Source organism: Paraburkholderia sp. CI3, assembly GCF_050436505.1.
Taxonomy (GTDB): Bacteria; Pseudomonadota; Gammaproteobacteria; order Burkholderiales; family Burkholderiaceae; genus Paraburkholderia; species Paraburkholderia tuberum.
Window position 1 is genome coordinate 422,021 of the sequence record NZ_JBNDMI010000001.1, and the last position, 17,964, is coordinate 439,984.

General features: G+C 60.5%; 16 protein-coding genes and 1 pseudogene. 11 read left to right on the top strand and 6 right to left on the bottom strand.

Features of this window, described 5'->3' with window-relative positions; translation table 11 throughout:
* Positions 1–75 precede the first annotated feature (75 nt).
* Positions 76–1,674 carry a trypsin-like peptidase domain-containing protein gene (locus OKW29_RS01915; protein WP_429289905.1) on the bottom strand — a complete coding sequence of 533 codons (1,599 nt, stop codon included), beginning with the start codon at positions 1,672–1,674 and terminating at the stop codon, positions 76–78.
* A gap of 599 nt (positions 1,675–2,273) precedes the next feature.
* On the opposite strand from OKW29_RS01915, the gene OKW29_RS01920 reads away from it, so the two are divergent.
* From OKW29_RS01920 to istB, 3 genes are all read left to right on the top strand, one after another.
* Complete coding sequence (locus OKW29_RS01920; protein ID WP_429289770.1) at positions 2,274–3,425, top strand: IS110 family transposase; 1,152 nt, start codon at positions 2,274–2,276, stop codon at positions 3,423–3,425.
* 487 nt (positions 3,426–3,912) lie between these two features.
* Positions 3,913–5,460, top strand: coding sequence for an IS21 family transposase (gene istA, locus OKW29_RS01925; protein ID WP_429289771.1), 1,548 nt, complete (start codon positions 3,913–3,915; stop codon positions 5,458–5,460).
* A 12-nt stretch (positions 5,461–5,472) separates the two neighbouring features.
* The gene (istB, locus tag OKW29_RS01930) at positions 5,473–6,231 is read left to right on the top strand and encodes an IS21-like element helper ATPase IstB (protein WP_342960893.1); all 759 of its coding nucleotides are present in this window, start codon (positions 5,473–5,475) and stop codon (positions 6,229–6,231) included.
* 163 nt (positions 6,232–6,394) lie between these two features.
* Here the strand turns inward: istB and OKW29_RS01935 are convergent, their stop codons facing one another.
* Complete coding sequence (locus tag OKW29_RS01935) at positions 6,395–6,844, bottom strand: hypothetical protein (protein WP_429289772.1); 450 nt, start codon at positions 6,842–6,844, stop codon at positions 6,395–6,397.
* Positions 6,845–7,070: 226 nt separating this feature from the next.
* Between OKW29_RS01935 and OKW29_RS01940 the strand changes: the two genes are divergently transcribed.
* Complete coding sequence (locus tag OKW29_RS01940) at positions 7,071–7,247, top strand: hypothetical protein (protein ID WP_429289773.1); 177 nt, start codon at positions 7,071–7,073, stop codon at positions 7,245–7,247.
* Between the two features lie 516 nt (positions 7,248–7,763).
* Here OKW29_RS01940 and OKW29_RS01945 read toward each other — a convergent pair.
* Together OKW29_RS01945 and OKW29_RS01950 are read right to left on the bottom strand one after the other, a co-directional pair.
* Entirely contained in the window at positions 7,764–8,003 is a 240-nt protein-coding gene (locus OKW29_RS01945) for a hypothetical protein (RefSeq protein ID WP_090812650.1), read from the bottom strand.
* Between the two features lie 56 nt (positions 8,004–8,059).
* Positions 8,060–9,334, bottom strand: a complete 1,275-nt coding sequence (locus OKW29_RS01950) for a polyhydroxyalkanoate depolymerase (protein WP_429289906.1) — start codon at positions 9,332–9,334, stop codon at positions 8,060–8,062.
* 420 nt (positions 9,335–9,754) lie between these two features.
* Between OKW29_RS01950 and OKW29_RS01955 the strand changes: the two genes are divergently transcribed.
* Positions 9,755–10,414: a TetR/AcrR family transcriptional regulator gene (locus tag OKW29_RS01955; protein ID WP_429289774.1), complete on the top strand. Its 660-nt coding sequence runs from the start codon at positions 9,755–9,757 to the stop codon at positions 10,412–10,414.
* Between the two features lie 377 nt (positions 10,415–10,791).
* Positions 10,792–11,133 carry a hypothetical protein gene (locus tag OKW29_RS01960; RefSeq protein WP_429289775.1) on the top strand — a complete coding sequence of 114 codons (342 nt, stop codon included), beginning with the start codon at positions 10,792–10,794 and terminating at the stop codon, positions 11,131–11,133.
* Between the two features lie 127 nt (positions 11,134–11,260).
* On the opposite strand, the gene OKW29_RS01965 is transcribed toward OKW29_RS01960, so the two are convergent.
* On the bottom strand, positions 11,261–11,479 hold the full coding sequence (locus OKW29_RS01965; protein WP_429289776.1) for a hypothetical protein: 219 nt from the start codon (positions 11,477–11,479) through the stop codon (positions 11,261–11,263).
* 1,118 nt (positions 11,480–12,597) lie between these two features.
* Between OKW29_RS01965 and OKW29_RS01970 the strand changes: the two genes are divergently transcribed.
* From OKW29_RS01970 to OKW29_RS01990, 5 genes and pseudogenes are all read left to right on the top strand, one after another.
* The gene (locus OKW29_RS01970; protein ID WP_018420240.1) at positions 12,598–12,804 is read left to right on the top strand and encodes a type II toxin-antitoxin system VapB family antitoxin; all 207 of its coding nucleotides are present in this window, start codon (positions 12,598–12,600) and stop codon (positions 12,802–12,804) included.
* Complete coding sequence (locus OKW29_RS01975) at positions 12,801–13,181, top strand: type II toxin-antitoxin system VapC family toxin (RefSeq protein WP_429289777.1); 381 nt, start codon at positions 12,801–12,803, stop codon at positions 13,179–13,181. Before OKW29_RS01970 ends, OKW29_RS01975 begins: the two co-directional genes overlap by 4 nt.
* A gap of 176 nt (positions 13,182–13,357) precedes the next feature.
* Positions 13,358–13,864 (top strand): annotated as a pseudogene (locus OKW29_RS01980) (hypothetical protein); the annotation flags it as partial.
* A 564-nt stretch (positions 13,865–14,428) separates the two neighbouring features.
* Entirely contained in the window at positions 14,429–15,019 is a 591-nt protein-coding gene (locus OKW29_RS01985) for a TetR/AcrR family transcriptional regulator (protein WP_184040704.1), read from the top strand.
* Positions 15,016–15,924: a haloalkane dehalogenase gene (locus OKW29_RS01990; protein ID WP_429289778.1), complete on the top strand. Its 909-nt coding sequence runs from the start codon at positions 15,016–15,018 to the stop codon at positions 15,922–15,924. The genes OKW29_RS01985 and OKW29_RS01990 overlap by 4 nt, the downstream gene beginning before the upstream one ends.
* Before the next feature lie 452 nt (positions 15,925–16,376).
* Here OKW29_RS01990 and OKW29_RS01995 read toward each other — a convergent pair whose 3' ends face one another.
* Positions 16,377–17,960, bottom strand: coding sequence for a S1 family peptidase (locus OKW29_RS01995; protein WP_429289779.1), 1,584 nt, complete (start codon positions 17,958–17,960; stop codon positions 16,377–16,379).
* Between the last annotated feature and the right edge of the window lie 4 nt (positions 17,961–17,964).

A 17,964-nucleotide genomic window follows, 5' to 3' on the forward strand; every position in this document is an offset into this window, starting at 1 on the left:
CCGACGTTTGCCCGGAGCGGCCTGCCTATTTGTGCTTCGCGAAATACCGACTGCGCCTGACGCCTGGTCGTTTTTTCATTTGAGATCGACCGTGACGAAGCTTCGTGTGTGATTGCGCTGGATCAACAACGCTGCCTTCTTGCCAGCCCTTGCCGCAAGTGACGCCAGTTCATCCTGCGACGCGACCAGCGTGCCGTTCAACGACAGCACGACATCGCCCGGCTTGATGCCGGCAGCTGCAGCTGCCCCCGACACGTCATCGACCATCAGGCCTTGAGGAAGGTCCATGCTGCGCCGCTCCTGGTCGGTCAAAGAATGCATCGTGAGGCCAAGATGATCGAGCGCGTGAAACTGCCGCGAGCCTGCGTCAGAGCTTGGGCCTGCCACCCCGCCCGCACCTGCGTTCGCCTGTTGCGACGCTGGCCCGACATTCACCATCACCGTCATCGGCTTGTGATCGCGGATCAGCTTCAGCGGGACTTTCGTTCCGGTCTGCAACGCCGGGTTCTGTCCGGTTAGATCGGCCGCGTGGTCGATAGGCTTGTCGGCGAGTTGCACGATCACGTCGCCCGTTTTCAGATTGCTCGCCGCCGCCGGACTGCCCGGGTCGACCGACGTCACCAGCGCGCCGGCCGCGCGCGGCAGGCCGAACGCGCTCGCCAGATTCGTATCTACGTCCTCTACCTGAATGCCCAGATTGCTGCGCGCATTGTCTTGCGCGCTTAGCTGGCCCTGTTGGGCTTGCTCACCTTGCAACTGCGAGCGCACCTTGTTCGCCATATTGATCGGGATCGCGAACGTCAGGCTCTGCAAGCGATCGCTATCGGCATACACCTGGACGTCGATGCCGACCACTTCGCCCGCGCGGTTGAACACGGGGCCGCCCGAGTTGTCGGGGTTCAGCGACACGTCCGTCTGGAAGAACGGAAACGTGCTGCCATCGGCGAGCGTGCGCGACGTCGCGCTGACGATGCCCGCCGTGACCGTGTTCTGATAGCTGTCTGGCGAACCGATCGTCAGCACCTGCTCGCCGACGCGCACGCGCGCCGAATCGCCGAGCTTGACGGTAGGCAGCTTCGTCGCGTCGATCTGGATCACGGCGATGTCACTTTGCGTATCGACGGCCACGATTTTTGCCTTGAACTCGCGCCGGTCGGTCAGGCGCACGGTCACGTCATCCGACTGATCGACGACATGCGCCGTCGTCAGAATGAGACCGTTCGGGCTCACGATGAAGCCCGATCCGACGCCGGACATCGCGCGCGGCGTAGCGCCCTGGCCGTTTTGCGATTGTGGCAGGGCCTGCTTGAAGAACGAGAAGATGGGATCGTCACCGTCGAGCGCTTCGGCGCTGGGACCCAAAGCGGGCGTCGCACTCGCGGGCGCATTCACCGGCGCTGTCGCGCGGATATTCACAACTGCTGGCCCATAGCGCTCGACGATCGCAGGAAAGTCGATTGGCGCGGGCGTGCTGCCGTTTGCAGCGCGAATTTCTTTCGCTGGCTCGGTGGCAGGCGCCGGTGGTGGCGCTGATGCAGGCGAAACCGCGGAAGCAGCTGCCGGAGAAGTGACGACTGCGGCTGCGTCCGCGCAGGAACAACCGGTCAGACACGCCGTTGTTACGGCGGTGTAAAACCAGATGCGAGACAGGGTTGAGTGGGTCGATTTGGTCAGGTTAAACACAGCGCACCTCCCATGGTGCCTTGCACTGTGAAGAAACTATTTCGCGCGTGTGATAGCGCCGAGCGTTCCAGTGCGCTCGCGCGCAGGGATGCGATCGACCCGATACATGATCTTCGATGGATCAAGGTCGACTTGAGATTCGGCTGCAGCATGTTTGCCAGCAATGGGCCATCAGGACGCGAACGGTTTGCTCGCTCGCCCTGTTTTATTTATAGGGAAGCAGCGAGCAAATTGCAGCGAGTACAAATCCCTGGCGTGCGTCGAAGGGTCGTCGTCGCGCGCGTTCCATGCGGCGGCGCGTCGAATGCTTCGCTCATCATTTGCAAAATACGGAAGACATCAATTTCTGACACAACCACCTTGCTAAACGACGAGGCTCCTTATAGGTGGACAGGCAAGTCAAGGAACGCAAACGTCAAACTTCAAGTCCTTCAGTTATGGCCCCAAATGCGTGACCCTTGGATTCTCCGCGAGGCGCGTAGATGAATTTTTTGTTGCGTTCGAGCCCTAGATACTATGCGGGCAGCACGAGTGAAGCCTCAGGTGTAAAACGGGAGCCACAAACCCTGTTTTCCAAGAGGAGTACGCAAATGAATGCGCCTCGCACGGCTCTTCACGGGCAGGATACAACCATCACCGGTTCGCTGTATGTCGCCTTCGAACTGGGTGACAGGAGCTGGAAACTCTCGCTGGGCGATGGGGTGCGCGCGCCGAGCCGCTGCACAGTGGCCGCTGGCGATACGGCCGCAGTCTTCACGGCGATTTCAAAGGCCAAGGCGCGCTGTCATCTGGCCACCGATGCTCCGGTGCGCAGCTGTTATGAAGCCGGGCGTGACGGCTTCTGGCTGCACCGCTGCCTGGAAGCACATCAGATCACGAACCTGGTGGTGGATTCAGCCAGTATCGAAGTGAACCGGCGCAGACGTCGCGCCAAGACTGATCGGCTTGACAGCGACAAGCTGCTGTCGATGCTGATGCGTTACTACGCTGGTGAACGCCGGGTGTGGGCGGTCGCGCGCATCCCGACTCCCGAACAGGAAGATGAGCGGCGGGTACACCGTGAACTCGAACGCCTGCGCCAGGAGCGCACTGCCCATAGCAACCGCATCCGCTCGCTGCTGGTACTCCACAACCTGCGGCCCGAGCGAATCGGTGGCCGCGCGTGGGCGCACTGGTGGGCCGAGCACACCACTCAGCTGTTGCCAGCCCTGCGCGCCGAGATCGAGCGCGAATGTGAGCGGCTGTCGCTGGCTGCCAGGCAGATCAGGACGCTCGAGGTACAGCAGCAGCATGAGGTGCGCAGCGGTGTGCAACCCGCGATTGCGCGGCTCGCGCACCTCGCGGGTATCGGAACGGGCAGTGCCTGGGTCCTGGTCAGGGAACTGTTCGGCTGGCGACAGTTTCACAACCGCCGTGAAGTGGCCGGCTGCCTGGGTCTGGCCCCGACGCCCTATGCCAGCGGTACCAGTGAAGTTGAGCAGGGCATCAGCAAGATCGGCAACAAGCGAGCCCGATGGCTGATGGTGGAACTGGCGTGGAGCTGGTTGCGCTTCCAGCGCAGCAGCCAGCTAAGCGACTGGTTCAACGAGCGCTTTGCAGGCGGTGGCAAGCGTATGCGACGCATCGGCATTGTGGCACTTGCCAGACGTCTGGCGGTCGCGCTATGGCGCTATCTGGAATTCGGCGAGATTCCCCTCGGGGCAACCCTCAAGCCGCCTGCGAAGAAGGTGACGGCGACCTGAACAGCCAACGTCGAGCGGCAGCAGTGTTTGAAGGTTTGGCGCGCTCGGACAGTAAGAGGGTTACCTTCCGTCAGCACTTCGCATTACCCAGACACCGGATGAACGCATCGTGCCATCGAAACGAACTTGAGGCGCGACTCACCGCCTGACAGCGGTGGACAATTGTCGAAGCCCCAACCGTGAACATTAATGAGCATGCCATACGTTAGCGGCAAAACTCATGCGGTCCACGTCAAGTTGACAACGCCGGAAGGCCCGTTGATCGCACTACTGCGACGCAAACACTCATGTAACAACGCCATCCTGAATATTCCACGCCAATGTGAACAGGGATTCCACGGCAAAAAGAACACGAATTCCACGGCAAAGTTAATGCCGATTCCACGGCAAAAAGAACAGGGTTTCCACGCCATCGCGAACAGGATTTCGGGGTGGCGGCGACGCGGGTCAACGGTGGCACGATCGACGGTTTTGTCGGGAGTGCCGAATGGCAAATGTCAGGTTGACCATGCGCAAACTCAGGGAAGTGCTGCGGCTGCATTTCGAGTGCGACCGCAACCAGAGGGAGATCGCCGACGCGGTCGGCGCCTCGACAACAACGGTGTGGCATTACCTGCGCCGCACGCGGCTGGCAGGGCTGGGCTGGCCGCTGCCAGCGGAACTGCTGACGGACAACGCGGCGCTCGAGGCTAGGCTGTATCCGCCGCCGGCGCGGCGCGAGCCAACGCGCGGCATGCCGGACTGGCCGACGGTGCATCGCGAGATCGGCAGGAAAGGCGTTACGCTTGATCTGCTGTGGCAGGAATACAAGGCGCAGCATCCGGACGGCTGCGGCTACAGCTGGTTCTGCAAGGCCTACCAGGAATGGGCGCAGCGGCTGCCGGTCACGATGCGGCAGACGCACGTGCCGGGCCAGAAGCTGTTCGTCGACTACTCGGGCAAGAAGCTCGGCATCATCAACCCGGACACCGGTGAAATCCGCGAGGCCGAGTTGTTCGTCGCTGCGCTCGGCGTGTCCGGCTTCACCTTCGCGGAACTCACCTGGACCCAGCAGTTGCCAGACTGGATTGGCTCGCACGTGCGCGCCTTCGCGTTCTATGACGGCCTGGTCGAAATCCTGGTGCCTGACAACCTGAAATCGGGCGTCCACAAGCCTGGCTTCTACGATCCGGACATCAATCCGACCTACCAGGAAATGGCCAGGCATTACTCCGTGGCTGTGATCCCGGCTCGCAGTAAAAAACCGCGAGACAAGCCGAAAGCAGAGTTATCGGTTCTCCTGGTGCAGAGATGGGTCCTCGCCCGCCTGCGGAATCAGCGCTTCTTCAGTCTGGACGGGGCCAACCGGGCGGTCGCCGCATTGTTGACCGATCTGAACAACCGGCCCTTCAAGAAATTGCCCGGATCCCGCCGTAGCGTCTTCGACGAGATCGATCGCCCGGCGCTCAGGCCGTTGCCCGAGCGGCCGTATCAGTACGCGGAATGGAAGGTTGCACGCGTCGGCCCGGACTACCACGTTGAGCTCGATCAGCACTACTACTCGGTGCCGTACCGCTACGCGCGCGAGCAGGTCGACATGCGTCACACGGCCAACACCGTCGAAATCTTCCATCGTGGCCAACGCATTGCCGCCCACGGCAAAAGCGCCCGACCTCGCCACCACACCACGATCGACGCGCACATGCCACCCGAGCACCTGGCTGTCGCGAAAGGCTGGGATCCGCAGCGGCTGCGCAACTGGGCCGCCGACGTCGGTCCGCATACGGCGGCCGTCATCCAGCACCTGCTGGGCGCCCGCAAGCACCCGCAGCAATCCTATCGAACCTGCGTGGGCGTGCTGCGCATGGGCAAGGACTACGGGCGCGACCGGCTCGAAGCCGCTTGCCGCCGCGCCATCGATCTGAAAGCGCCGAACTACAAGTTCATTGCCTCGACGCTGAAGAACGGCCTGGACCGGGAGCCCGAAGCGGCTCCCGCCCAAGCTGACCTGCCGCTCATGCACGCCAACGTGCGCGGGCCGTCTTACTATCATTGAAAGGGAGTCGTTATGCTGCAACATCCCACTGTCGACAAACTGCACGCGCTGCGCCTGCCCGGCATGGCGGCGGCGCTTGCCGAACAACAGTCCCAGGACGGCATTGACCGGCTGGGCTTTGAAGAACGTCTGGGGCTGCTGGTCGAGCGTGAATCCAGTGAACGTGACTCGCGACAAACGGCGGCCCGGCTGCGCCGGGCCAGACTTAAGGTCCCCGACGCTTCGCCCGAGGACATCGACTATCGCACCGCCCGCGGCCTGGACCGGGCACTCACCGCCCGACTGCTGACCGGTGAGTGGCTTCGGGAGAGGCAGAACCTGATCGTGGTTGGCCCGACTGGGCTCGGCAAGAGCTGGTTGGGTTGCGCCTTCGCTATCCAGGCGTGCCGTCAGGGGTTCTCCGCCTGCTATCTGCGCGTGCCGAAACTGAACGAGGAACTGGCGATCGCACACGGCAGCGGGCGCTACGCGCGGTGGCTTGCACAACTGGCCAAGACGGATCTTGTGATTCTCGACGATCTGGCAATGGCGCCGCTGACCGATTCCGCGCGGCGCGACCTGCTGGAAGTACTAGATGACCGGCACGGACACCGATCCACGCTGGCCACCAGCCAGATTCCAGTGGATCACTGGCATGAAGCGATCGGCGAGCCGACCGTCGCCGACGCGATCCTCGACCGGCTCGTGCACAACGCACATCGCATCACCCTCGCGGGCGAATCACTGCGCAAGACGCGTAGCCGATTGACCGCGAAGCAGCAGTCCGAGTAAAAAGGCAAAGGTCCCGCGTCGCTGCGCTCAGTTTGTTCGCGATGGTGTGGAATCCTTGTTCTCTTTGCCGTGGAATCACGATTCACTTTGCAGTGGAATGGCTGTTCTCTTTGCGTGGAATACGCACCATCCCACTGCATGCATGACGGCACCGCTGAGCGCGTCACGGTCCGCTGCAGAAAATGGCCGTTAGCAAGAGGGGGACAACTTGATGAATGACAGCGCCGCTGCCGGTCTGGCGCGCGTGCGCTTCTACTGACTCGGTGGGGCCGATTACTACCACCCCATAGGCTGAGTCCGGGACGGGCCGGCCATCTCCGCGTTTGAACAGTGCATCGTCGTGTTCATACCCTAGGACGGCGTAGACGGGAAAGCCAAATGCCGTCAACTTGCTGCCGTGCGCCGGTCGAAATGCGTTGACCGAGTTTGCTTCGACGCGCATCGGATTCGGATCGATATACTGGCTCTTTAGCAGCGGGGCGATGAACGCGTGTGCGTTCGATCTACAGTCGAGTTGCGGATCGAGCGCGTAGGCGTAGGACGAGCCCGAAGCGAGCCCCGCGGCGATAGCAGTAAGCACCGTTACCCATGCGTAGATTGCGGAAACCTTCATCAGTCGCTCCACTCAATCGAGCTTGCTCACGATCCGGAACCAGCATGTCCTGCACCCGCTCCGGTTTCATGGCCAGCGCTCATATGCGCATTCCAGGTCAGCGTGAGGGCCTCCCTGGTGGCGCTCCGGCATCATGTTTTCAGGATGACGAAGATTCCGCGCACAGGCCTCCCCGACACCGAGACCAATCGGACTCGTCACCATTCATCAATGCGGACTCCAACGCATGAACAAAACGCTGAAACGCATCCAGGGTTCCATGGACGCTTCGGTAGTCGGTGCAACCGATCCTGCCATCAAGTACGACCAGCATTCCGGCATTCCCCGCCAGTTCCGGGATGTTCATTGCGTTCTCCTCAGATCGCCCGACTATCGACCCATCGCTCACGCCGCAAGCCGGTAAGCACGCATCGCGGACCTCCCAGCATCCAGCAAGACCGGGTTCCTCAAACAGAAATCGGTCCGACCTGATGCCGGCATTGCCTTGCCAGCAGGATCCGGCCCACGATCTCTACTAGTCTCGATGAACTCCTGGGAACATAGGAAAGTGCCCAGCCGGGAACGCGACGATAAACATGCAGTTCCACGTGTGATAAGCGCAGTGCGCTTCGAATACCTGCTCATTGGACAGGTCCCAAGCTCGTCATACTGCCAGGACCCTCACAACGGCCACCGCCCCCCACTACTCCAACACCTCCCGCACGCCGTTTCATCGCAGTCCCCTCCGAGGCAGGATCTCCTTGGCGCTCGCCATCCGCAAATATGGCGAGCACCAGGCAGCATTTAAGACCGGGCGATTCCAGACGTCCGTAACGCGAAACCGCGGCTTGTACTAAAAATGCGAGCCCGCCGCGTTATCACACGGCCGACCAGGCCGGCCAGACTTCCCGTGCTGACGTGGCAGGTCTGTCTATCCAGTTCATGGGTAGGCATGCATCACTGGCCGCCTGGACGCGGGCGGGAACACGCGCCACGATCCGTCATCGTGCCGAAAGAAGAAAATGGCCAGCGAGCCGGTCGTTCGCAACGACTCCACGCGCACGCAGCGTCTGTGGCTCGAGTTTGCACGACCGTATCGGGTCAGGCGGACCGGCATGGCCGGCGTGGGCGCCAGCCATTTGTCGATCAACCATCGCAAGGACTTCTGATCGGTGTTCATCTGCTGCTCCTTCAACCCCATGGCCGTTGATCGGGCGCGCCCCTTGCCGTGCGCCGTCAGGCCGCCACGTCCTCGAGGACACCGGTGTGCAAGTCGGCCGCCGATTCGTTGCTGACGTGCGATTCGTGCTGATAGATCAGGTCACGAAGTTGCGGATAGATCGCGGTGCGCCAGGCATGGCCCGAGAAAATCCCGTAGTGGCCGCAGCCGCGGGCCGTCACCCGGTGTTTGAGCAACGCGTCGAGTCCCGTGCACAGATCGTGAGCCGCGTGGGTCTGGCCCCGCCCGCAGATGTCGTCCCGCTCACCTTCGACGGTGATTAGTGCAGTGGCCTTGATGGCGCCCGGGCGGACGTGTTCGCCGCGCACCTGCCAGGTGCCGCGCGCCAGGCAGAACTCCTGAAAGACCACCCGAACCGTTTCCAGATAGTATTCGGCCGCCATGTCGAGCACGGCGTTGTACTCGTCGTAGAAGCGGCGATGCGCGTCGGCCGCTTCGCTGTTGCCGGCTGCCACGTCGCAGTAGTAGCGCACGTGCGAATCCAGGTGGCGCTCGGGATTCATCGCCACGAAGGCCGCGTGCTGCAGGAAGCCGGGATACACCTGGCGGCCGGCACCGGCATAGTTACCCGGCACGGTCTCGATCAGTTCGCGTGCGAACCAGTCGAGCGGTTTGCTGACGGCGAATTCGTTGACGGTCGTCGGGCCGCGACGCGCGTCGATCGGGCCGCCGATCAGCGTCATGCTTCTCGGCGTCGTCTCGCCATGAGTCGCCATCAGCGAAATAGCGGCGAGCACCGGCACGGTCGACTGGCAGACCGATACAACATGAACGTCCGGTCCCAGGAAACGCAGAAATTCGCGCAGGTACGCGACGTAGTCGTCCAGGTGAAAGGCGCCCTCGGCGAGCGGAACCGTGCGGGCATCGCGCCAGTCGGTGATGTAGACGTCGAAATCCTGCACCATCGCCGCCACGGTGCCACGCAGCAGCGTCGCGTGATGGCCCGACAGGGGCGCGACGACCAGCGCGACGGGATGCCTGTGGGGCGTGGCGCGCTCGAAATGCAGCAGCCGGCAGAACGGCTGGTCCAGCACGACAGTTTCAGTCACCGCGACCTGCTGACCCTCGACGACGGCGTCGGTCAGGCCGAATTCCGGTTTCGGGTAGCGCTTGCAGAGCCGCGCCAACAGCTCGCAGCCGGCCACGAGCTGACTGGTGGGCAGCGCGGAAGCGGCGTTGCCGGAACCTGCAAGGAAGCTGGCGGTGGCCTGCAGCCAGGGAAGGAACGGCGCCCAGATCGCAGTTTGCAACTCGCGCAGGGGGTAGGACATCAACACGTCAGCTTCTCCTTGACTACGGCAGCCGCCTCGACGCATTCAGCAACCAGAGCTGCTGAAATAGGTCTTATGACCAAATACTAGCGGTCGTTAGACCAATAATCAAGACCAGTAACGAGGGGAGAAATACCAATAAGTACGGGGATTTAGCAACTGCTCGGTTGGTCAGACCCAAGCAATTGGTCGTTAAGCCGGTACTGGGCATTATGTTAACTGTGCTTAATTGGTTTCTTGACCTACCATACTTAGGTCGAATGACAGGAAGGGACGGCTGCTTCCGCTTCCCGGCGGCCCGGAGACACTGACTGAGGAATCACCTCTTGAGCCAAGCGCGAGCTGAGTCGGGCGCACCATTTGGGCGGCCGGAAGGAACTGTCCTGCGGAGAAAACCCGTCACTGAGGAGTTGGGCGCAGATGAAAGAAATGACGATCACATCGGCGGAAATGCTCGGCTCGAGCGCGCCAGCCGAGCCCAGGCGGCGAGGCAACAGAACAACCCGCGTGCCGGAGATCCTCGAGGTCTCGATCAGCGTTTTCGCTACCGAAGGTAACGCGGGGTTCACCCAACGCCGTGTGGCGAGCGATGCGGGTATTCGCCTGAGCACCTTGCAGCACTATTTCGGTACCCGGGAAGACCTGTTGCGAGCCACGATGAGAGCGATGGCCAACCGCTACCTTGAGCTTTATCGAACGCTCGCCAAGGATAAGCTTCGATCGCCGGAAGCCCGCCTCGACGCGATCATCGACGAGGCGTTTGCTGCTCTGACGCGGCCTGGCACCAGCACAAGCGCCTTCGCCCTCGAATCGTGGAGTTTGGCCGAGCATGAGGATTTTGCGCGCGATTTGACGGCGGAAATCACGGGAGAATTCCAGGAAATCTTTGCGGGGCTTGTTGCGAAAATAAACCCCGCGCTGACGTCTGGGGAATGCGCGCTCCGAGGTGCTTTGCTCGTCTCGCACTTGCAGGGCCTGGTCGTTTTTCTCCGTCGAGCTGGAGATAACGCGCCTGATCTGGACGCATTTCGGACCGCCGCAAAAGTCGTTTGGAAAGCGCTGAGTAAAGCGCCTCAATAAGCGCGCTCAATTTCGACCACCTGATACGAGCGGGTCGCCGCGGGCGTCGCTGCCTCGTCCTCTCAACGCGGCAAGCCCTTGAGGTGCGAAGCGCCTGCTGCGCGGACAGCGGTGCCGAAGCTGCGCAACAGTTCCGTCTTCAACCGTTGCGCGAGCGATTGAATCGCACGTGCCGCCGCCTGACGCAGCTTCGCCAGAAGGTCCTCTGCTCAATCGCGGATCCCCTTCGTAGATGCTGTCGAGGTTGTGTTCGACGAGCATGATTTTCCTGGGCTTTCCCGTGAGCCGATCGAGGACTGATCGGCGTTCGGCGCGGCGCGTTCAGCGGATATCAAAAAGTGCAGGTGGCTGGTTACCCCTGCGTATTGTCGCGCGGCATGATTTCCGACTCGATCCGCCGTCCGTGCGCGCGTAGTCGGGTGCTCTCAAGATTCGGTTTTTTCGTACGCCATCCCTCTGGTGGTAGCGGCGGCAACACGCTGACCGTGAACATCAGCAAAAAGGAAGTCGCCGAAGAACTCGCGGCCACTTACCGGGTGCGATTCGATTACGACGCAGCGACCACCCGCCGGGGATACTTGCGGGTAAAGCTGCACGCCGACGGCGCGACGATGTGGATCGGCTGCCCCGCGCAACGGAGTTCTCTCCGGCTGAACCAAGCCATCGGTTCAGATCCGACAGCGCCTTGCAAATCGATGTGCGTGCAGGCATCTCCGTGAGTGCCAATTCAAGCCGGTCCAGCAGTTCCACCAGACCGACTTCCGATGCCCTCGTTCGTGCAAGCTTCCGCTGTCGCATAAGACACCTCCCTTGCTTGTGCCAACCATGCCGTCGTTGGCTTCGAAATCACCCCGCCTCGTTCAGATCCAGCGACAACTGCTTTTTCGCATTTGCGCCTGGCGCTTCACCAGATGCATTCCGTTGTAGCGATGCGGCTTTTAGCACATCAAGATGAAAAACCGCCCCCGCGCCGACGCTGACAATGCCATCGAACTCCTGCGCGGGATGATCGCCGCCTGCGGGGACATCGCTGCGCCCCACCGCTTCCTGAAGCGCCTCGCTCAAGCGACGTCCGCCAGCATCGGCTGGCGACAGTCCGACGCAGAACACCGGCACGCATACTGCGCCCCACGGAGGGATCGAAACCTGCCGCCGCCTTGAAGGCCTCAAGCCCCTTTCTGTAACCCGCACCCATGATCGAATGTGCAGTGGCGAACTGCTCCACCAACTTACGGCTCCTGCCGTCGCCCAGTTTCGCCAGCAGCATGGCGGTCTGCTCGTGGACGGAACGCTCCTGCTGCTCGAAAGCCGCCCATCCGCTCGTGAGCTTCGCGGGGTTCTTGCCGCGCAGCAGAATGTCCTTCCACTCCTGAACCTGCATCTTGAATGTCACCAGTATGCTGGTGACTGCCCGTTCGTTGGCGACGCTATCGCGGACAACGGTGTTGTATGCCGTAATCGACTGATCCTGAGAATGAAGTCCGTACATCGCACCGGCGAACATCAGAAATAGCGAGGCTGCGAACGCCACGGGAAGCTTGATCGTCAGTTTCGTTGATATGGTCAGGTCTGCTACAGAACGGTAGGTGAGCGCGTCATCTTCATGTCCTCAGCGCGGGCTTGACCCACGCGGCTCGACGGTGCAACGACGCATATGCCCCGTTTACGGCCAACCGGCATGCGAAATGAAATCCATCCCTAATTGTTGAACGCACCTCGGCAGTCCTGGCCGCAAATTACGGGAACGATCACGGGGGTTTTGCGCTTCCGTTATGGGTTTCTGAAAGCGCTGTTGCGAAAGTTGGTAAAAAGCGAGGGACGCATCGAACATAATTGTCGAGGAAGGTCGGTTACCTGAGCGAAGCCGACGTTCCAATGTCCACTTGACAGGGGCGCGCAAACGGCCGTGGAGGGCCGGCTAGCGTCAGCTACAGCCATGAATCACGGGGTCCGAAGCCGCCAACGTTCGAGAGGCATAGCTCCGTCCTTCTTCGCTGCTCTGCCGCCCCATGCTGGGACAGGCTCACGGCAATAGGTATAACGGGGTGCCATGGCGGAATAGTCCTCCGACGCAGCACAGCCCCTCGACACTCCCGTGCGGCCTGCTGCATCCTTCGCCCAGGAAGAAGCGTTAAATATTTGATGCTATAATTGATGCGATTCAGCATCAACCGGGAGTCAAAATGCGCACCACTGTTACGATCGACGACAACCTTTACGAGCGCGCTCTTGAGCTCGCCGACCCTGACATGGATAAGGCCGACCTGTTTCGGGTGGCGATGCAGACGTTTGTTCGCGTTCAGGCTGGTAAGCGTCTGGCGTCCCTGGGTGGCACCGAGCCGGGTATGCCCGACATCCCGCGGCGCCGCTCGGAGCCTGCGGCTCAATGAGCGTCCTCATCGATACATCTGTGTGGGTTGATCATTTCCGTCGCGGGAATACGAGACTTGTTCAACTGATCACCAGCGATCAGGCGCTCACACATCCAGTCGTGCTTGTTGAACTCGCCTGCGGCACTCCGCCTGCACCCCGCGCACGTACGCTCCACGACATCGGGCTGCTGCAACATGCGACGCACGCGACATGGACAGAGGTGATGGAGTTGATCGAGGCAAGACAATTTTATGGTCGAGGCTGCGGCAGCAGCGACCTTACGCTGCTTGCGTCAACTTTGATGACTCCCGGTGCGTCACTTTGGACCTTGGACAAACGACTCGCCCAGCTCGCCGGTGAACTCGGCATCGCGCACATGCATGACATGCACTAGGCACGGCATCCACCAGGCACGTCATTCGGCACTTTCCAGGATCAGCGCTATCGTTGTGCAACAACCTGCGGTCTTACAGCTCACCCACCTAAGCAGATCCTCACGACGCTTTTCCGGTCTGCAAGTGGATTTTATATACCGCACGCTACTTAGTTATACTAATGAAAATTCGCCAATACGCGATTACGTTCAATGCCACGCCTCCCTGCATCCTCACCGTGACCTCTGGTGGCATTGGCCTGCATTCGGTGGCATTTGCCGGCGGCACCTTCAATACGACGCCAGAGACCGAACTGATGTTTGTCTACATCGCTTCGCAACTCGGCACGAGCGAGAGCGGTCTGATAGCGGGCTTCCCGACCAACTCACAGTTCCAGGAGGTGCTGGCAAACCCGGCCGACGTGCAGGCTGCGCAATCGGCAGTCGTCACGAATCTACAGCAGCGCTATGCGGTCACGCTGGCGGCACCGGCGTTTCTAACGACATCCTTTACCGTTGGCCAAATAGGTGTCGACAGCGACCTGGGCGCACTAGCGGCAGCAGGGGCTCTCGACGCCAATGGCATGCCCGATCAGGCCGCCGTCTCGCTGCTGTCCGCGGCGGGTCTCGCCCATCCGCTTACAGCGACGTCCGCACCTTTTTCCGGCACTGGCAGTACTGGCAGCAACGGCGGAATGATGTGACGGGCGGCGAGCCCGGGGCCATCGAGTCAGCCCCGGCGCCACAAGACGTTGCGCTCGTCTACCTGGAAGAACACCACCCATCTTCCTGCTGCGCAGCGTGGGCAGTGAGCATCGTGGACTGGAGTCGGCCATCTACGGTCCTCCGCAATTCATTGGCGAATGTCTGCTTAAGAGTTGCCGAGCCGCCGTTTGATCCCGTAATGGAAGCCACTCCTCAGCCCTGGCTGACTCTCTGGTTGAGACTAAGCTCAGGATTTCGCAATGCCCGTTCCACGGCTGACAAACGGGCGTCGATCAGCCAATCGTCTTGGAGATGAAGGTGCGGCTTATCCGGCCAATTTGTACGAATCCTTGCCACTGCTAAGGCGTTGGCGTGCCGATCTATCGTCTGCTACGGCCGGAAGCCCCGCTAGCCGTGCCACGCGTAGCTGCCGGTCAAATTAATGCGGCTCCATCCGGGCGACGGTACCTGCGATGGGCAGGCTTCGGGCGGTTAAATTAGAACTTGACACACGAATACGCACGACTGTATTGTACGCGAATACGTACGACTGTATTCCTATTATGAGCAAACCATCATTTCGTGAAGACATTCTCGCTGCCGGCCTCCAGGTGATGCTTCGGTCGGGATACGAAGGGGCGAGTGTGCGCGATATCTGCGCAGCGGCAGGTGCTCCGCACGGCTCCTTCACCAATCACTTCCGCTCCAAAGAGGCGTTTGCGGAGGAAGTGCTGGACCGCTATTTTGCTCACACCAAGGGATTAGTCAAAGAGGCTTTGAACGACAAGTCACTTACTCCCCGGCAGCGACTGAAGCGGTATCTGGACATCATCAGCCGCGTGCTTGCAGACGACAAATGGAATCGCGGTTGCCTGATCGGCGATTTCAGTCTTGAGACCGCCTCTCAAAGCGAACTCTTGCGCGAAAGGCTCGAGGCGATATTCCAAGAATGGCGTGCTCCATTTGCCTCGTGCATCGCCGAGGCTCAAGCCGCCGGTGAAATCGATTCAACGTTCGATCCGGTGGATCTCGCCGAATTTCTCCTGGCTTCCTGGGAAGGCGCAATTCTTCGCATGAAGGTGGAACGCGGCCCTGCCGCCCTCGATCGCTTCAAGAACATCGTTTTCCAAACCATATTCAAGGAGCAGAAATGATCGTCCTTTCTGACGTTGTATTGCCGCGAGTGAATGTGCTGGGTTCCACCATGGCCTATCGGGAAGCGGGAAATCCCGAAGCACCGGTCGCGCTTTTTCTGCACGGAAACCCAACGTCGTCGTACATATGGCGGAACATCATTCCCCTGGTCTCACCCGTGGCGCACTGCATCGCGCCGGATCTCATCGGGTTTGGTCAATCGGGAAAACCGGACATTGCGTATCGGTTTGCGGATCATGTTCGATACCTGGATGCGTTCCTCGATAACGCTGGAATCTCGTCAACATTTGTCATAGCGCAGGACTGGGGAACCGCACTGGCATTTCACCTGGCTGCCCGAAGGCCGGAGTTTATCCGGGGGCTTGCTTTTATGGAGTTCACCTGGCCAATGCCTACCTGGGAGGATTTTCACGCGGATGCACGCGAAACCTTTCAGAAGTTCAGGACGCCTGGCGTGGGTGAAAAGATGATTCTTGAAGGAAATGCATTCGTAGAGCAGGTTCTTCCCGCTGCAACCGTACGAAAACTGACGGATGAGGAAATGTCGGTTTACAGAGCACCATTTCCAACTCCCGAGTCGCGTCGACCAACCTGGCGTTTCCCGAATGAACTGCCGATCGCTGGAGAACCGGCGGACGTGTACTTAACCTTGGAGAACGCACATCGTGCTCTAGCACAGTCGTCTTATCCGAAGCTGCTTTTCACTGCAAATCCGGGCTCTCTGGTCTCGCCGACCGTCGCCGAGAGTTTTTCGAAGAAACTTAACGACTGCAGAGTAGTTGAGCTTGGCGCTGGAATTCACTACTTGCAGGAGGATCATCCTGAGGTCATCGGCGCCACTATCAATGAGTGGCTGGTCGGACTGGGAGTAAGCTCCAGCCCAAAACAAAGGCTGACATTATAGGCATTCCTCTGATGCTCGGGCCGGAATGAAAAGCCGATGAGCGGATAAGGACCGTCGTCTGTGAGCGTCCGGTCCGTGGAAGCTCAGCGGACATTCGCCGCCAAAGTGCGAGAGAGCGCTCCGGGTCGGGAGTGTGAGTTCGCTGATGCCGGAAGCGGTCGTCCCGCTGCACGACGCCGTCACCGTCGGCGACCCGTCATATTGCTGACGTCCAAGGGAGCCTCGTCGAACGTCGGCAAAGGCCGAAGCGCGCACGTCGTCCATCCGGCAGGACCTCGGCGGCGGATTCAACCGGTCGCGACCCGGGAATGATCGTCCCTTTCACTTCGAGGTTCGGTCACTCGAAAGCCAGATTGGCCCCTAGGCCGACGTAACATCTCATAGTCAGTTGGCGAATCGACGGCGTCGGAAAAGCCGAAGTGACTTTCGCAACGGGGGAATGTGGGCTCCAATCAATTCGCCGTATCCGTGTTCGTGGACGGAACACAATTTGTGTCTTTCCGTATACACAACGGCTTCGGGCCCAGCACGAGTCCTGACGTCAACTCTATTCGGATGTAGACACCCCTGGCGTTGCGGTTCGCGCCCAGCATACGCACGATGGCCTGAGTGATCGCTTCGCCAAACACACGTGTCTCGAGTGACATAGCGCTCGGCGGCAGCGCATCGGCGAGGTTGCCGCTCGCGGGACCGATCCGCAACGAATGAACAACATGCTCGAAATAAGCCGAAAACCCTAACCCGCTGCAGGTCCAGTCGCCTTTGCCGCCATCCGGTCGCCAGCACTGGATCGATGCGTTCGAAAAGTTCTTTTCGGCATCCTTCAGATTGCGTTCGTCGTTTGCTTGCAGGATTTGTTGCCTGTTCTGCTGTTGCTGGGCGTTAAACGCCGCCAACTGCGCGGCATTGGTCTGCCTGGTGCGCTCGGCCATCATGCGATTGAGATCTAATTGCTTCATGCCATTGGTCAGGTTCTCCGAGGCCTTAGCGCCAAGTCGATGCGCCGTTGCCGTGACGCTCGACTCGAAATCGAGTTTTGTCTGCATGGGCCCGAACTTGCGACCGTCTCGAAAGCTGATCCAGTATTGGGCATCAATGGACGCAGGCCATTCCGTTACCCGCGCGACATAGTGAGGCGGCGACAGCGAAAGAGCCTGCTTCCGGTTCAGGAATTCATATGTCACGTCGATCGTGGGCTGCAACGCCCGCAAGTCGGGTGTCATGACAGCCTGGACACTGTTACCGAATGGCGGCGTTGGATTGACGGACAGGTCACCCATCTTGGGATCTGGCGAGTAAGTGACTGCGAACGATACGCGGCCTTGATAGGCGGCGAGCAAGTCACCGGATCCACTGCCGATCGCTGCTGTCGAAAGGGCCATCGGGATGCCCCAGTCGTCGAGTCGAGTTGCGATGGTCGTCATCGGCAGCGCAAAGAGAACGCCGTGCTGCATGTGCACGGGCATGCCGACCAGGCGCCCGAGCGAATCGAAAATCGCACCTCCCGATCCGCCGGCTGCCGCATCGGCCGATTCGATCTGCAGCTCGTTGTTCTCGACAGCCACGACCTTGTCGGTTCTAACGCCCGTCGCCCAGCGCTTGCCCCGCATTGCGCCGACGATCTGCACGGGTGTCGCCTTGCGTGAAGCCACCGCGCCGCCCGCAAGTATGGCGCGATCTGCGGGCAATACCGTGGGCATGTTTGCGCCAGCCGTTCTGTCGATAAATATCACGGCCAGGTCGAGGTCGAAATCGACGTAGTGCTCGTTGAGCTTGCCCGAGAACGTCTCACCGCGAAGTGTTCGGAATTCGATATCGACCTTTGAAGCCATTTCCCCAGTGTCGCGCTTTTGGACAACGTGGAGCGCCGTGACAATCACGGTTCTGACGGGTGTCTCATCTATAACAATGCCCGCGCCGATCTCGCCTTGCGAGTGATCGAACGATGCATCGACCATGACGACGACGTTCTGATACGTAGTGGCTACCGTGTCGAGCGCGCGTACCGGCCACGCACATGCAAGCAGCAACAGCAAACCG

Excerpts from the sequence above, each read along its gene's own strand:
- OKW29_RS01920 (WP_429289770.1), top strand. The coding sequence starts at position 2,274 with ATGAATGCGCCTCGCACGGCTCTTCACGGGCAGGATACAACCATCACC.
- istA (WP_429289771.1), top strand. The coding sequence starts at position 3,913 with ATGGCAAATGTCAGGTTGACCATGCGCAAACTCAGGGAAGTGCTGCGG.
- istB (WP_342960893.1), top strand. The coding sequence starts at position 5,473 with ATGCTGCAACATCCCACTGTCGACAAACTGCACGCGCTGCGCCTGCCC.
- OKW29_RS01935 (WP_429289772.1), bottom strand. The coding sequence starts at position 6,844 with ATGAAGGTTTCCGCAATCTACGCATGGGTAACGGTGCTTACTGCTATC.
- OKW29_RS01940 (WP_429289773.1), top strand. The coding sequence starts at position 7,071 with ATGAACAAAACGCTGAAACGCATCCAGGGTTCCATGGACGCTTCGGTA.
- OKW29_RS01945 (WP_090812650.1), bottom strand. The coding sequence starts at position 8,003 with ATGAACACCGATCAGAAGTCCTTGCGATGGTTGATCGACAAATGGCTG.
- OKW29_RS01950 (WP_429289906.1), bottom strand. The coding sequence starts at position 9,334 with ATGTCCTACCCCCTGCGCGAGTTGCAAACTGCGATCTGGGCGCCGTTC.
- OKW29_RS01955 (WP_429289774.1), top strand. The coding sequence starts at position 9,755 with ATGAAAGAAATGACGATCACATCGGCGGAAATGCTCGGCTCGAGCGCG.
- OKW29_RS01960 (WP_429289775.1), top strand. The coding sequence starts at position 10,792 with ATGATTTCCGACTCGATCCGCCGTCCGTGCGCGCGTAGTCGGGTGCTC.
- OKW29_RS01970 (WP_018420240.1), top strand. The coding sequence starts at position 12,598 with ATGCGCACCACTGTTACGATCGACGACAACCTTTACGAGCGCGCTCTT.
- OKW29_RS01975 (WP_429289777.1), top strand. The coding sequence starts at position 12,801 with ATGAGCGTCCTCATCGATACATCTGTGTGGGTTGATCATTTCCGTCGC.
- OKW29_RS01985 (WP_184040704.1), top strand. The coding sequence starts at position 14,429 with ATGAGCAAACCATCATTTCGTGAAGACATTCTCGCTGCCGGCCTCCAG.
- OKW29_RS01990 (WP_429289778.1), top strand. The coding sequence starts at position 15,016 with ATGATCGTCCTTTCTGACGTTGTATTGCCGCGAGTGAATGTGCTGGGT.